Source organism: Kitasatospora sp. NBC_01539 (genome assembly GCF_045040525.1).
Taxonomy (GTDB): Bacteria; Actinomycetota; Actinomycetes; order Streptomycetales; family Streptomycetaceae; genus Kitasatospora.
This window is the reverse complement of sequence record NZ_CP109390.1, coordinates 6,013,228-6,027,683: the sequence shown is the minus strand read 5'-3', so window position 1 is coordinate 6,027,683 and position 14,456 is coordinate 6,013,228. Positions and strand designations below refer to the sequence as shown.

At 69.8% G+C, this 14,456-nt stretch carries 15 protein-coding genes; 12 read left to right on the top strand and 3 right to left on the bottom strand.

The genetic code is table 11. From position 1 onward, the window contains the following. Positions 1–68: 68 nt before the first annotated feature. On the bottom strand, positions 69–344 hold the full coding sequence (locus OG335_RS26115; RefSeq protein WP_405013549.1) for a hypothetical protein: 276 nt from the start codon (positions 342–344) through the stop codon (positions 69–71). A 587-nt stretch (positions 345–931) separates the two neighbouring features. Between OG335_RS26115 and OG335_RS26110 the strand changes: the two genes are divergently transcribed. Beyond that, on the top strand, positions 932–1,723 hold the full coding sequence (locus OG335_RS26110) for an IS5 family transposase (protein WP_405013548.1): 792 nt from the start codon (positions 932–934) through the stop codon (positions 1,721–1,723). Here OG335_RS26110 and OG335_RS26105 read toward each other — a convergent pair. Together OG335_RS26105 and OG335_RS26100 are read right to left on the bottom strand one after the other, a co-directional pair. Beyond that, positions 1,680–2,225 (bottom strand): hypothetical protein, encoded by a 546-nt coding sequence (locus OG335_RS26105; protein ID WP_405013547.1) that lies wholly within the window; start codon positions 2,223–2,225, stop codon positions 1,680–1,682. The two genes, OG335_RS26110 and OG335_RS26105, sit on opposite strands and share 44 nt — an antisense overlap. A gap of 88 nt (positions 2,226–2,313) precedes the next feature. Continuing rightward, a complete protein-coding gene (locus OG335_RS26100) occupies positions 2,314–2,538 on the bottom strand; it encodes a multiprotein-bridging factor 1 family protein (protein WP_405013546.1) in 225 nt (74 codons plus the stop codon). A gap of 373 nt (positions 2,539–2,911) precedes the next feature. Here OG335_RS26100 and OG335_RS26095 point away from each other — a divergent pair, with 373 nt between their 5' ends. From OG335_RS26095 to OG335_RS26045, 11 genes are all read left to right on the top strand, one after another. Beyond that, entirely contained in the window at positions 2,912–3,823 is a 912-nt protein-coding gene (locus OG335_RS26095; protein WP_405013545.1) for an SAM-dependent methyltransferase, read from the top strand. Positions 3,824–4,251: 428 nt separating this feature from the next. Next, complete coding sequence (locus OG335_RS26090; protein WP_405013544.1) at positions 4,252–5,325, top strand: hypothetical protein; 1,074 nt, start codon at positions 4,252–4,254, stop codon at positions 5,323–5,325. 71 nt (positions 5,326–5,396) lie between these two features. After that, positions 5,397–6,899: an amino acid permease gene (locus tag OG335_RS26085; protein WP_405013543.1), complete on the top strand. Its 1,503-nt coding sequence runs from the start codon at positions 5,397–5,399 to the stop codon at positions 6,897–6,899. Then, positions 6,899–8,296 carry a glutamine synthetase family protein gene (locus OG335_RS26080; protein WP_405013542.1) on the top strand — a complete coding sequence of 466 codons (1,398 nt, stop codon included), beginning with the start codon at positions 6,899–6,901 and terminating at the stop codon, positions 8,294–8,296. Before OG335_RS26085 ends, OG335_RS26080 begins: the two co-directional genes overlap by 1 nt. Before the next feature lie 530 nt (positions 8,297–8,826). Next, a complete protein-coding gene (locus tag OG335_RS26075) occupies positions 8,827–9,267 on the top strand; it encodes an NUDIX domain-containing protein (RefSeq protein ID WP_405013541.1) in 441 nt (146 codons plus the stop codon). A gap of 26 nt (positions 9,268–9,293) precedes the next feature. Next, positions 9,294–9,839, top strand: a complete 546-nt coding sequence (locus OG335_RS26070) for an AAA family ATPase (protein WP_405015529.1) — start codon at positions 9,294–9,296, stop codon at positions 9,837–9,839. A 57-nt stretch (positions 9,840–9,896) separates the two neighbouring features. Next, on the top strand, positions 9,897–10,385 hold the full coding sequence (locus OG335_RS26065) for an NUDIX domain-containing protein (RefSeq protein ID WP_405013540.1): 489 nt from the start codon (positions 9,897–9,899) through the stop codon (positions 10,383–10,385). 403 nt (positions 10,386–10,788) lie between these two features. Then, positions 10,789–11,268 carry an NUDIX domain-containing protein gene (locus OG335_RS26060; RefSeq protein ID WP_405013539.1) on the top strand — a complete coding sequence of 160 codons (480 nt, stop codon included), beginning with the start codon at positions 10,789–10,791 and terminating at the stop codon, positions 11,266–11,268. Positions 11,269–11,270: 2 nt separating this feature from the next. Next, positions 11,271–11,810: an NUDIX domain-containing protein gene (locus OG335_RS26055; RefSeq protein WP_405013538.1), complete on the top strand. Its 540-nt coding sequence runs from the start codon at positions 11,271–11,273 to the stop codon at positions 11,808–11,810. Positions 11,811–11,812: 2 nt separating this feature from the next. Continuing rightward, positions 11,813–12,307, top strand: coding sequence for an NUDIX domain-containing protein (locus tag OG335_RS26050; protein WP_405013537.1), 495 nt, complete (start codon positions 11,813–11,815; stop codon positions 12,305–12,307). Between the two features lie 34 nt (positions 12,308–12,341). Then, a complete protein-coding gene (locus OG335_RS26045; protein ID WP_405013536.1) occupies positions 12,342–14,264 on the top strand; it encodes an ABC transporter ATP-binding protein in 1,923 nt (640 codons plus the stop codon). Positions 14,265–14,456: the final 192 nt, after the last annotated feature.

Genomic DNA, 14,456 nt, shown 5'->3' with positions numbered 1-14,456 from the left:
GCGTCAGGGTAACCAGCGCGCGCCCAGGCGTCAGCTGGAATCAGAGGATGGACCAGTGCGCCTCTGGTTCAGATCTGCTGAGGTCTGATCTCGATCCGTCGGCCTTCCTTTATGTACTCGGCGTACTGAGTCAGCTCCGGGTCCGTCAGGTTGCCGCCGAGCCTCTGCCAGCCTGCTTGGAGAGCGGCCTTGACCTCATCCAGCGGCTTGCCCGCATGCGATGAAACGAGGCCGTCCAGCAGCCCCTGGTAGTCCGCGGCGAGTTTGCAGATGCCGTCGTTGGCCGCTTGCTTCACAGCGCGCTCAAGTGCACCGGCATCGAAATTGAACTTGAAGTCTGACACTGTGGACTCCGTTCACTGGAATGGTGATGTGCCGCTCCGAGTAACGGTAACCCCAGGGGCTGACATTCACGGCCGATGCGTCGGCGGCAGGGAGCACGGGCCGGACTTTCCCGGTCGGTTTCCTCCGCGTGAGCGGAGCGGCACGGGCAGACCCGGGTCCTCGTCGGGGCCACCAGCGCCGCGACGACCGCTTTCCTCCTGCTGCCCTGCGTCAACCCGACCCACCACCCGGCGCTGGCCGCTCTCGCTGTCGCCACCGCCGGCCTGAGCACGCCGCCGCTGGAGGCTTCCCTGATGATTGAGCGTGTTCAAGCGTCAGTGGCTGTTGTCGTTCCGATCTTGAGGGGTGCCGGTCGAACGGGAGTCTCGATCGGGTGAGTGCGGCGGTCGCCGCGCATGAAAGCAGGGCCTCTTGGTAGCTCGAAGGGTGTCTACGCCAAAGAGCGGTCCAGGAGGCCCTGTTGTCGCAGTTCTACGCCATCGCGGGAGCGGGGTCCACTTCGGTCACTCTCGCGTGTGACTGCCTGGCACACCGGTTCGGGAACGCCGCCGACCACGGGGTGCGTGCGCGCCGCTACCCGACGGACATGTCGGATGCGGAGTGGGCGGTGGTGCGGCCGCTGCTGCCGGTGCCGGGCTGGTTGCGGGGCCGGGGCGGGCAACCGGAGGCGTATTGCCACCGCGCGATACTGGACGCGATCCGCTACCTGGTCGACAACGGAACGAAGTGGCGGGCCATGCCGACCGACTTCCCGCCGTGGGACCGGGTCTACGCCTTCTTCCGCCGCTGGCGCGACCACGGTCTGGTCCGCGAGTTCCACGACCGGCTCCGCCGCAAGGTCCGCGAGCAGGCCGGGCGGGACCCGGAGCCGAGCGCGGGCGTGATCGACTCCCAGTCGGTCAAGGCGGACGCCGTCGTCGGTGCCGACAGCCGCGGCTTCGACGGCGGCAAGCTGATCAACGGCCGCAAGCGGCACGCCGTGGTCGACACCCTCGGCCTGCTGCTGGGGGTGATGGTCACCGCCGCCGACATCGGCGACCGCGCCGCCGCGCAGGTTCTGCTCGCCCAGGTCGCCGCCGCGCACCACCGGCTGGCGCTGGTCTGGGCCGACGGCGGCTACACCGGCAGCCTCGTCGAGTACGGCCTGGCCGTTCTCGCCCTGGTCCTCGCCATCGTCAAGCGCAGTGACGACATGCGCGGCTTCGTCGTGCTGCCCAAACGCTGGATCGTGGAGCGGTTCTTCGCCCACCTGATGCGAAGCCGCCGCCTCGTGCGGGACTTCGAACGGTCCACCGGCAGCGCGGAGGCGATGGTCTACTGGTCGGCGACGATGCTCATGACCCGGCGCCTGGCCCGGCCACGGCCTTCGCGAGCGTGAACCGGCCCGGCGCCGGCTCGGCCAGCCACCCGCGCGCCACCAGCCGCTTCGCCTTCGACCGCAACGCCTCGATCTTCGCGGGCACCGGGTCCAGACCGAAGCAGCCGGCCATCTCCTGGCACGTCAGCGGGCCCTGGCCGAGCCGGCCCCGGTCCGCGAGCACCTGCACGATGCGCTGGTAGTCCGCCGACAGTGCCGACCGGGCCAGCCCCGCACGCCACACCGGCACCACCGACTTCGGCTTCGCCGCCTCCGAAGACGCAGGCAGCGCGGGCGGTTCACCGCGATCCGACGGCTCCTCGGCGGCGTCCGGGCCGGCGGTGTCTCCTTCGCCCGGGGACAGCACCTCGCCGACGCGGGAGCGGGCGATGATCCACTCGTTCCACTCCCGCTCGGCCACGACCAGCTCGGCCTGGATACGGTCCACCTCCTCCCGCAGCGCGTCCACACGACGGCGAGCGGTCAGCTCACGCTGTTCCAGCAGCCCCACGACCGACGGCATCCCCGACCTCCACCAGAGCGACGACACGACACGTGTCACCACTCCCCGAGACCGCCGGCCCCATTCCTGAACAGCAGAAACGCAGCCCTCAAGCCCGGAAAGACAACAGCCACTGATCGCAGGCCGCAATGAACTCCTGCGATGGGAACCGCTCGCTCGCCTCGACCCGGCGGACCAGATCGGCACTGCTATGGACCGCGGTGCCCAACTTGGCCTGACTCCACCCTCTGGCGGTCCGCAGTTCGCGCAGCGTTGCCCCGAGTCTGGCCAGCGCCGAGCCAGCCGGGACAAGCTCTCGTGCCTTGGCGGCCATCACACCCCCGCTGCTTTCCTACTCACCCACGACCCGAGGCGACGACGAGTCGTCACATTCTGTTCCACTCACTGCCATTTGTGTAGGCGATCTGGCGTCAGCTGGTCATGTGGACGGACGACACGTTCCCGCAGCTCGGATGCGGACACCCATCATGTCCGCATCCAGCTACTCGTACACCGGTAATCGGCCAGCCAATCTGGAATCGCTACCCGTCCGGCGCTGGCGTACGAAGACGTTCCGAATGTGCCCCGACCGGGCCCGCGTGCCCGAACTCCCGACCGCCCGCTCGATACGGCGTCCCCCTCCGTATCGAGCGGGCACCACCTAGCACTGCGCGATGCGCGCTTGAACCTTGACCGACTGAGGAGACATGACCAGGACCCAGGACCACCGCCCGGAGTCGGACAGCGCGCCGCTCGGTGTCGGCACCTTTCCGACCGAGCTGATCTCTACAGCCGTCGGCGGCGATCTCGTGTCCTACTCCTCTGGTGCGCCGTCCGGTGATCTGCAGACCGACCGGCCGCACCCGGCCCGACTGTACGACTACTACCTCAACGGCAAGGACAACTTCGCGGCCGATCGGGTAGCGGCTGAGGCGCTGCTGAAGGTGGCACCCATGCTGCCGACCACGGCTCGCGAGAACCGGCGCTTCCTGGAGCGCGCGGTCCGGTACCTCGCACGGCTGGGGATCCGCCAGTTCCTGGACATTGGCACCGGGATCCCCACCAGCCCCAACACCCACGAGATTGCCCAGGCCGAGGCCCCGGCCTCCCGTGTCGTCTACGTCGACAACGACCCGATGGTGCTGGCCCACGCACGCGCCCTGCTCACCAGCCAGCCGAAGGGGCGAACCGCGTTTCTCAAGGCCGATCTCCGCAACCCACAGCAGATTCTCGCTGGTGCCTGCGCCGTACTGGACTTTGAACGGCCCATCGCTCTGATGCTGATCGCGGTCCTGCACTTCATCGAGGATTCGGACGATCCGCGCGCCCTGGTCACGGAGCTAGTGGAGGCCCTGCCGCGCGGCAGTTGCGTGATGCTGTCCCACGTCACCGGCGACTTCGACCCTGGCGCTTGGGAGAACGTCGTGGCCCTCTACCGCAAGGCTGGCATCCCAGCCCAGACCCGGTCCCGATCCGAGATCGAGGCCATCACCGCCGGCCTGCAGATCACGCCGCCGGGGCTGCAAGTGGTCTCCCGGTGGCGGCCGGACGGCCCGATCGACCCGGCGCTGACCGACGCCGAGGTCTCCTGTTATGGCGTCCTCGGCCGCAAGTCCTGATCGGAGGGCTACCCAGCTGGCCGACCGGCAGTTCATCCTCCATTCCTGCCACCTCAGCAAGGATCTGATGGCATCTCAGGTAGAAAGCGCAGCCGTGGGCGGCATGGTCGCTTGCTCGCTGGTCGCGCTCCTTGTGGCGACCTACTCACAGTGGGTCGCGACGGTGGCACGCCGCAGGGTCTCCGAACTAGAGAAGGCGTTGGCCGCGGCGACCGCGCTGCCGCCCGCAGCCAGCGCCGAGTTGGCTGAGTACCTGGTGGCGCTGGCAGCCGGAGCGGAGCCGGGCTCGCTTCAGCACCTGGCGCTGCAGTCGGCTACGGCCCTGGCTGCGGAGCGCAGGCGGGTAGACGAGTTGGTCACGGATCTTGTGTCAGCCGTGATGGCAGCCGCCCGTGGTGAGGTGCCGGCGTGGAGTGCCGAGTGCGGGAGTGGGCGAACCGCTGACGGTCGTGCCGCCTGCGGTGTCCAAGCCGGCCCGCAGAGGCGTCCGGCGGCTGGAGGTGGGCGAGATGCGCGCCGGTGAGGCAGCAGGTACCGCGCGGGTGGTATTCCATCCCGCTGGTCTCGACGAGGAGCTGCGGCCGGTCGTGGAGGACGTGCAGGCCGGGCGGTGGATGGCCATGCGGGATCTGCTGGCTCAGAGCGGGTCGGCGGTTGGGCTGCGCACGGCGCGAACGCAGGTGCTGGCTGCGGTGGCGGCGGGTTCGGATGTGGTCGCGACGTGGTGCCGAGAAGAGCCGCAGAGCCTCGACGCCGTGGTGATGCGGGCGCGGGTGGCAGTGGAGCGTGCGCTGCGGGCCAGCCGTCAGCACGGCGCGTGGGCCGGCGTGCTGGCTGCCGAGGCGCGCGAGGTGTGCTGGTCTGCGGCGCGGGCGTCGCCCGCGGACTCGGTGCCGTGGGTGTGCCTGATCGCTCTCGCCCAGCTAGACCAGCCTCTCGCGGTTCGTGAGCACCGGGCCGGGCCCCCGTACGGCAGTTTCCTTCCACCGGGCCCGTGGGGGCTGCTGGCCGAGGCGTACCAGCGTGACCCGGTCGGCCGGGAGGCGCATGTGCGGATGCTGCAGTTCTGGCTTTCGCGGCCTCGGCCGTTGGAGGCCGTCTGGCACTTCGTCCAGTGGGCGGAGAGTTGGGCGCCGGTCGGATCGCCGCTGCTGGTGCTGCCGCTCCACGCGCACGTTGAGCACTACCGGCTGCTGCAGGCCGCCCGCCGACTGCGCACGGGGCACAAGGGCCAGTGGCGGCTGGACGAGTCGGTTGTCCGGCGCACTGATCGGGCCTGGTCGCACTGGTTCGAGGCCGAGGCGTTGGAACCTCGGTCAGCGGTCGATCTGAATGTTCTGGCGCATGCGCTGTGGGCCGGTGGCCGTCGGGCAGAGGCGGCGCGGGTATTCGAGGCAATCGGCCCGTACGCGGGTCGCATGCCGTGGGCGCACGTCGCCGCTGATCCGGGGCGCGCGGAGCTGGAGTTCGTGCAGGCGCGCGCGCAGTGTCGCAAGGCGTGAGCGCCGAAGCCGGTCGGTGTAGAGCGCCGGTGGGCTGTTTCCATTTCTCTTTCGATTGTGGAGGTCGTTCGATGTCGCACGCGCACAGCTCTGCTGTTCCTCGTGACGAGCAGTTACTGCGTCAGCTGGGTTACGAGCCTCAACTGGTTCGCCGGATGGGTCCGTTCGGAAATTTTGCCGTGTCCTTCTCGGTGATCAGCGTGCTGTCCGGGTGCATGACGCTGTACGGGTTCGGGCTGGTGACCGGCGGCCCAGCGGTGATGATGTGGGGCTGGGTCGGCGTCGGGGCGATGGTGATGCTGGTCGGCGCGGCGCTCGCGGAGGTCACCTCGGCTTATCCGACCAGCGGCGCGCTGTACTTCATGGCGGACCGCCTGGGCGGGCGCGGCTGGGGCTGGTACACGGGCTGGCTGAACCTGCTCGGTCTGCTGGGAGGGATCGCGGGGATCGACTACGGCGCGGCCACGTTCACCGGGGCCCTGCTGAACATGCAGTTCGGCTTCACCCCGACACCGGGCTCCCTGATGGTGATCTACACGGTGATCCTGCTGATGCACGCGGTGCTGAACCTGGCCGGGGTGCGGCTGGTCAGCGTCCTGAACAGCATCTCGGTGTGGTGGCATGTCGGCGGAGTGCTGGTGATCGTCGGCGCGCTGGTCCTGGTGCCGAGCCACCACCAGTCGGTGGGCTTCGTCTTCGGGCACTGGTCCAACGGGACCGGCTGGTCGAGCCCGCTGTACGTCGTGATGATCGGCCTGCTGCTGGCGCAGTACACCTTCTCCGGCTACGACGCTTCCGCGCACCTGTCGGAGGAGACGACCCGGGCAGCGCTGTCAGCGCCGCGTGGGATCGTGCGCTCGATCTGGACCTCGTGGATCGCCGGCTTCGTGCTGCTCTTCGGTCTCACCTTCGCGATCAAGGACTACGCGGGAACGGTAGGGACCTCAACTGGTGTGCCTCCGGCGCAGATCTTCCTCGACGCCCTCGGGACGGGCGGGGCGAAGGTGCTGCTGCTCGTGGTGATCGTCGCCCAGCTGTTCTGCGGCAACGCGGAGACGGCGGCTGCCTCGCGCATGGTGTTCGCGTTCTCCCGTGACGGCGCGCTGCCGGGCAGCGGCTGGTGGCGGCGCACGTCCCCGCGGACCGGAACGCCCGTGGCGGCGGTGTGGCTGTCGGTCGTGGTGGCGTTCCTGCTGGCGCTGCCGGCGCTGTGGTCGGTCACCGCGTACAACGCGGTGGTCGCGATCAACGTACTGGGCATCACCCCGGCGTACGCGCTGCCGATCTTCCTGCGGCTGCGCGCCGGGCGCCGCTTCACGCCCGGCCCGTGGAATCTGGGCCGCTGGAGCCGCCCGATCGGGGTCGTAGCGGTGGCGTGGGTAGCCCTGGTGACCGTGCTGTTCTGCCTGCCGCAGTCCAGCCCCATCACCTCCGACACATTCAACTACGCGCCGATCGCCCTGGCGTGCGCGCTGGTGCTGGCCACCGTGTGGCGATGGATCGCCGGGCGCTCCTACGCCCCGCCCGCTGTCAGCAGCGCCCGGATGGCCGAGCTGGCCGAGGAGGTCGTGTGATGACCCGCCAGGACACGGTCCCTCGCGCCACGCCGCGCGGCCGGCTCGCGCTGGAGGACCTGCGCACCGCGGTCGCCGACGGCCGAGTCCAGACGGTGCTGCTCGCGGTGGTCGACGCCCAGGGCCGCGCCAAGGGCAAGGCGTACGACGCACAGTTCTTCCTGGACCGGCTCGTCGACGGCGACGGGGCAGGCGAGATGTGCGCGTACGTCTTCGCCACTGACATCGAGATGACGCCGCTGACGGGCTTCGAGCTGACCGGCTGGCAGGCCGGCTACGGGGACGTGCGCCTGGCCCCGGACCTGGGCTCGGTGCGGCTGCTGCCGTGGCTGCCGCGCACCGCGATGGTCTTCGCCGACGCGATCGGCGCGGACGAACAGCCGGTGCCCATCGCCCCGACCGCGATACTGCGACGCCAGATCGAGGCGCTGGCCAGCCGGGGCCTGACGGTAAAGGCTGGTCTGGAGACGGAGTTCGTGCTCTACCAGGGCACCCTCGCCCAGGCCGCCGCCACCGCCTTCCGAGGCCTTCGCCCGGTTACGGCCGACAACCGCGACTACGCGCTCGACCACCCGCGCGAGCTGGTGCGCTACACCGCCAAGCTCACCGCGGCCCTGGCCGGGGCCGGGCACCCGGTGGAGGCGGTCAAGACCGAAGGCGCCCCAGGACAGGTCGAGGTGACGTTCCCATACGGGGAGCCGGTGGCCGCGTGCGAGCAGCATGTGCTGCTCAAGCACGCCGCTCGGGCGGTCGGTGAACGCATGCGCCTGCTGCCGACATTCATGGCCGCGCCCGCCGACCGCGTCGCCTCAGGCCTGCACCTGCACGTCTCCCTCTGGCAGGGCGAGGAGGCGGTGCTCGCCGACCGCGAGCGGCCCGGCGAGCTGTCCGAGCTGGGCCGGCAGGTGGTGGCGGGGCTGCTGGAGGGCCTGCCCGAGCTGTCACCCCTGTACGCGCCGAACGTCAACTCCTACAAGCGCTACCGTCCTCACTCCTTCGCGCCCACCTGGTTCACGTGGGGTTGGGACAACCGCTCCTGCGCGGTGCGGGTAGTGGGCCATGGCAGCGGGCTTCACCTGGAGATCCGGCTGCCAGGGGCGGACGCCAACCCCTACCTCGCGCTGGCCGCCGTGCTGGCCGCGGCCCGGCGCGGAATCGAGGGCGGCCTCAAGCCTCCTGCGGCGACCACCGGTGACGGCTACCGCGACCACGCCGATGCTGCGGTGCCGACCACCCTGCGCGAGGCTCTGCGCCTGTTCGAGGCGAGCACCCTGGCCGGCGACCTGCTCGGGCCGGAGGTGGTCGCCCACTACGCGAGCCTGGCCCAGGCCGAACTGCGGGTCCACGACGCACGGGTGACCGATGTCGAGCTGGCCTGCGGCTTCGCCCAGACCTGACCCACCGGACGGGCCCCGGGAACGACCTGCGCCGATGCCCGGGGCGCCGCCCTCCACCCGGACCACCCTCACCCGCTCCTCACTCCCTTCGCCGAACGGAACGGAGGCAGCGAGGCAACCCGACCTGCTCCCGCCGAATCGGCGGCCTCCACACTTGCCGACGCGCCGGAGCATCCGCGCCGCCTTCGGCGTGACCGCCATCGTGTTGAACTCTGCCGCGACCGGCCCGACGAGGGTCGGAAGCACACCCCGTGGCCCTGGGCGCGGCCGGATTGTCAGTGGCTCGTGGCACACTGCCCCGTTCAATCAACCGCCTTATCAGTACGACGAGTTGGCGGTATTCACTGGATCGTGTGGTATCCGCCGCGACACGCCGAGGCAGCCTCGCTGGGCTGCCTATGGTGGGGCATCTACCGACGCACTCACGTACGACGAACGATCACCAGTCTGATCGCGGCTTTGTCATGGCCTGACATGTGCGGGCCGCCGTCGCAGCCCTGCGCGTCGCTGTTTCGAAAGGAAGGAGTCCGATGGCCCACACGCTGGTTGTAGGAGTGCACCTGGTCCTGGTCGAGGAGGGCCGGGTGCTGCTCGGGCGGCGCGCCAACACCCCCTTCGCCGACGGCAGCTGGCACGTTCCCGCAGGTCACCTCGAAGCGGGAGAGTCCGTCCTGGCCGGCATGGCCCGCGAGGCCAAGGAGGAACTCGGCATCACCATCCGCGAGGAGGACCTCGGCATGGTGCACACCCTTCACCACCTCGACGCCGACGACGGTGCAGGGCGCCTCCAGCTCTTCTTCTCACCGCGCTCATACACCGGGAAGATCACCAACCGCGAGCCGAACAAGTGCACTGCTCTTCGGTGGTGGCCGCTGGACGAGCTTCCGGAACCGATCGTCGGCTACACCGCCGACGCGCTCTCGCAGATCACCGCCGGGCACCTGCTGTCCGTCGTTGGCTGGCCGGCATGAGCACCGCGAGCCCTCCGGCTGCCCGGATGCCCGTGGGAAGCGAGGAGACCAGGCTCGTTGTCCTCCGAGGAAACTCGGCGTCCGGAAAGTCGTCAGTGGCGGCGGGGATCCGGGACCGCTTCGGCCGGGGACTGGCCCTGGTCGGGCAGGACAATCTGCGTCGGATCGTGCTGCGCGAGCGCGACCGGCCCGGCGGCGCGAACATCGGCCTGATCGACACGGTGGCCCGCTACGCGCTGGAAGCCGGCTACCACGTCGTCATCGAGGGCATCCTGTACGCCGACCACTACGGCGGCATGCTCGCGAACCTGGTGAACGACAACCGCGGCGTCTCCTGCTGCTACTACCTCGACATCCCGATCGACGAGACGCTCACCCGGCACGCCTCGAAGGCCGATCCCGCATACCAGGCAGCTGTCACCGAGCGCGAGCTGCGCGACTGGTACCGCGAGCACGACGTCCTGCCCGGCGGCATCGAGACCGTCATCGGCAGCGACAGCACCCTCCATGACACGGTCGATCGCATCATGCGAGAGACCGCCCTCTCGGAGTTTCCCCCGCGCGACGCCTGAGGCCGCCGTCGCATCGCGCCCAAGGACCGCCACCCCACCCACGACAAGGAGCACCTGATGCACGAGACGAGCAGGCTGTCAGTCTGCGTCATCGCCCACGATCTGAAAACCGACCAGATCGCCACTGTCCACTACGCCCAGCGCAGTTGGACCCCGGGCCCCGCGTGGACGATCCCCGGTGGGAAAGTCGACCCCGGCGAGGCGATCCCCGACGCCGCCGCCCGGGAGCTGCGCGAGGAGAGCGGACTCATCGTCCGGCCGTCCGACCTGCGCCTGGTACACACGATCCAGGCCAAGGAAGGCTGGGACGGGCTCGGCGGGTTCGTGCTCTTCGTCTTCGCCACCAGTGAGTTCACGGGCGAGCTGACCAACGTCGAGCCGCACAAGCACCTGGACGTGCGCTGGCACCCCGCAGCCGCCGTCCTGCCCAGCCCGATGTTCCCGACCTCCAAGGCCGCAGTAGAGGCGTATCTGGTCGGCGAGCCCGCGTTCTCCACCCATGGATTCGACCCGGCCTCCGGACAGCGGGAGCTCGTCGGGACATGACCGGCACGGCGGCACCGGTGGCTTCCCCTTGCCGTCGCGCCCGAGCGCCGTGCGGCAAGGGGCGGGGCGACTTCACCGGTCGCCACCACCGGTTTCCCCCGGCCCACCCAACACCGGCCGGTCCGCCATCCGCGCCGAACCGCGACGGCGCTGGCACCGCCTTGCCGCGTTCTACCGCCCCGACGGGAGAACTCCTGGCCGCCTACGGGGAGAACCTCAGACCGTTGACACCACCATCGAGTGACTCCCGGCCCGACGCGCCGACGGCCACGCACGCCCCTGCCAGGATCATCGCTCCGGGCCAGCCCGGCGTCACGCCGAAGTGACCACCCCCTCTTCGCCGTTCAAGGAGGTTGCAGCCCGACCGACTCACCCGACCCACCAACCCGCAGAGGAACAACCCATGTCCGAACGTGCCCGGTTCGCCGCCGCAGCAGCCGCCTACATCGCCCAACCCGACGGCCGTGTCCTCCTCGTCCACCACGCCAGAGCGGACCGATGGGTCCTGCCCGGAGGAAAAGCGGAGCACAACGAACCCCCGCTGACGACCTGCCGGCGCGAGGCCGAGGAGGAAATCGGCGTACCCGTCCGAGTCGGCCAGCTCCTGACCTTCAACTGGTTGACGCCCGCCGCAGCCCTGTGGCCGGAGGCCGCCCACATCGACTACGCCTACCCCTGCCACATGCTCACCTTCCACGCCACCATCGACCCGGCCGACGTGGAACGCATCAAGCTGCCCGCCCGAGAACTCCTGGCCTACCGTTGGTGGGACGTTGACGAGGCCGCCGCATCCGGCGTGATGGAGCAGTACAACGCCCGGAACCTGCTCGCCGCGACCCAAGTCCACCGTGGCGAACGCCCCGCCGCGTACCTGGAAGCATGACCATGGCCGACTCAACGAAGGCAGCCGGGTGGCTCCCACCCGAGGAGTACGTCCGGACCATCGCCAACGCCACGATGTACGGGTGCCTGTACTTCACCGACACCCGGGGCCGACCGCTCGGGCTGCGGTCCACCATCGACCCGGACCCGTGGCAGTGGCCCGGCGGGAACACCGACAAGGGCGAGACCCCGTGGGAGACGGCGGTACGGGAATGCAAGGAGGAGACCGGGATCGCGTTCAGGGGTGAGTGCCGACTGATCGGCATGAACTTCGCGCCGGCCGGCGGTGGCTGGCCTCTGTGCAGGGTCGGCTTCGTCTTCGACGGCGGCACCCTCACTGACGCCCAGCTCGACGCGATCGTGCTGGACCCGGCCGAGCACACCGAGTGGCGCGTCCTCACCATCGACCAGTGGCGGACGGTCATGGACCCGCTCACCTTCGACCGCCTGGCGGACACCGACGCTTCCCGCCGGACAAGCACCACCATGTACGCGGAGCACGAACCCGTCCAGTGTGTACGACCGAAGAGCCTGGAGCCTTGATCATGACGCTCGCGGACCTCTCGGAGGACGACTGGCTGGCCGGCATGGTCCGCGCCTACGTCGGAGCAAGCGTCATGGTGACTGATCCGGCTGGCCGGGTTCTGCTCCTCAAACCGCCGTACCGCGACACCTGGGGCTGGCCCGGCGGAATGATCGACCACGGCGAGACCCCGGCCGCGTGCGCCGCGCGTGAACTCCGTGAGGAGACCGGCCTCGTGCTGGAGGTCCACCCGCTGGTCATCGAGTGGCGCGACCCGATCCCCGCACAGAACGGCCACGCCCACCCGGCGGTGCACTTCATGTTCGATGCGGGCACCATCCCCGCCGACATTCCGATCCGGCCACAGCCGGACGAGGTGGCGGACTACGGGTTCTTCCACCCAGACCAGGCCGCCGCCCTCCTCCACAAGCACGGCGTGCAGCGCCTCATCCGTGGTCTCCAGGCCCGTACGGAGGGTGCCACCCTCCTGCTCCACACCCCCGGCTATCTCGGATAGCGCCCCTCACGCCCCCCCGGACTGGACGGTGACCGTGACCGACACCACCACCCCCGACACCCCGACCGACACCACACCGAGCGAGGAGCTGAAGTTCCAGCACCCCGGCGGCGATGTCCCCGAGATCGCCGAGTCCATGACCGCCCGGAACATGGCCCGTCGGCTACCCAGCCTGATGCGCCGCACCCTTGGTCTCGCCTGGCGAGTGGACCGCGGCGCCATCACCGCCCTGCTGATCTGCCAGGCCATCTCCGGACTGCTGGGCGCCTTCGGACTGCTGGCCACCACCGGAACGATCAAGGCCCTGATCGCCTCCGGCCACATCATCGACCGCCTCCACCAGGCGATTCCTTCCATCGCCGTCATCGCCGGGGCGGCCGGCCTCCGGTCCCTGCTCGGGATCACCGTCACCGCCCTCTCCTCCCGGATCTCCCCGAAGATCGCGCGCGAGGCCGAGCTGATGATGCTCGACGCGGCCACTGCCGCCGAGCTGACCGCCTACGACCGCCCCGGCTACAACGACCGGTTCAGCGCGGCCGATCGCGGGGTGGAGGTCTCCCGCGATCTCATCGGTGAAACCCAGAACATGATCGCCTCCGGCGCCTCCCTCATCGCTGCCGCCGGGGTCCTGGCCGTCCTCCACCCCGTGCTGCTGCCGCTCCTGGTACTCGCGGCCCTCCCGCAGGGCATCGCCTCGGTGCGTTCCGCTCGGATCGGCTACCTCACGATGGTGAAAACCCACCAGGACCGGCGCGTGCTGAGCCTGCTGCGCTGGTACCTGGTCGACAAGGAACCCGCCGACCAGATCCGCTCAAGCACCATGGCGCCGTTCCTGCTGGAGAAGTACCGAACGGTCGGCGACCGCGTCACCGCCGCCACCAACAACGCCGCCTGGCGAAGCGCCAAGGTGTACGTGCTCGGAGCCATCGCGACCGGCGTGGCGACCGCACTGGTGTGGGGCGCCGTGGTCCTGCTGCTCGCCACCGGCCACATGTCGCTGGCGTCGGCGGGCACCGCGTTCTTCGCGCTCGGAGCCGCCGGCTCGGGGCTGCGCGGCATCGTCGGTTACGGCGCCGACCTATACCGCACCGGGCTCTACCTGGACGACTGGTCGACATTCCTGGACGAGGCCGGCGGCCACCGGATCGACCGCGGCGACCAGGTCCCCGGCAGCCCGCTGTCCGTCCGGGCAGAGAACCTCACCTACACCTACCCCTCCTCCGACACCCCGTCCCTGGAGAAGGTCACCCTGGAAGTCCGGCGCGGTGAGGTGCTCGCCCTGGTCGGCGAGAACGGCAGCGGCAAGACCACCCTGTCCAAGATCCTCGCCGGGCTCTACCTCCCCACCGAGGGCGCGGTCACCTGGGACGGCACCGACACCCGCGACCTGGACCCGGCGGCCCTATGGAAGGAAACAGCGGTCGTGCCTCAGAGTTACGCGCGCTTCCCCCTGTCCGCCCGCGAGAACATCACCCTCGGCCAACCGCACAGCGGCGACCAGGCCGTCCGCGCCGCCGCCCTCGCCTCCGGGGCCGTCGATGTCCTGGACGACCTGCGCGCCGGCCTGGACACCCTCCTCGCACGGGAGATGTGGGGCGGACAGGAACTCTCCGGCGGCCAGTGGCAGAGGATCGCCATCGCTCGGGCCTTCTACCGGCGTGCGGGCCTGCTTGTCCTGGACGAGCCGACCTCCGCGCTCGATCCCCGTGCCGAGCACCAGATCTTCTCCGGCTTGCGCGCTCTCGCCCGTGACCGCGCCGTGGTACTGGTCAGCCACCGCCTCGCCAACGTCGCCATGGCCGACCGCATCGTGGTCCTCGACCACGGCCGCATCATCCAGCAGGGCACCTTCACCGAACTCGTCGCCGACACGGCCGGCCTCTTCCACGAGCTGTGGCAGCTGCAGAACGACCGCGGGATTCCCAACCAGCGCGGTCTAGGAAACGCAGTTTCGTGAGCACTGTCGACGGATCATGACCACTGGCCGAGCAATAGCGGTCGATCATGAGCTGGCCCCTCCCCTGCGACGGGCGGTTCTGGTGGGACGACGACGGGGGTGTGGAGCGAGCAGCCGTACCGTCCCGTAGGGTGCGGCACTTGCATGCTTGAACACAAATGGCTCAACGTCGGCAGCCTTCCGCAGGCCTGA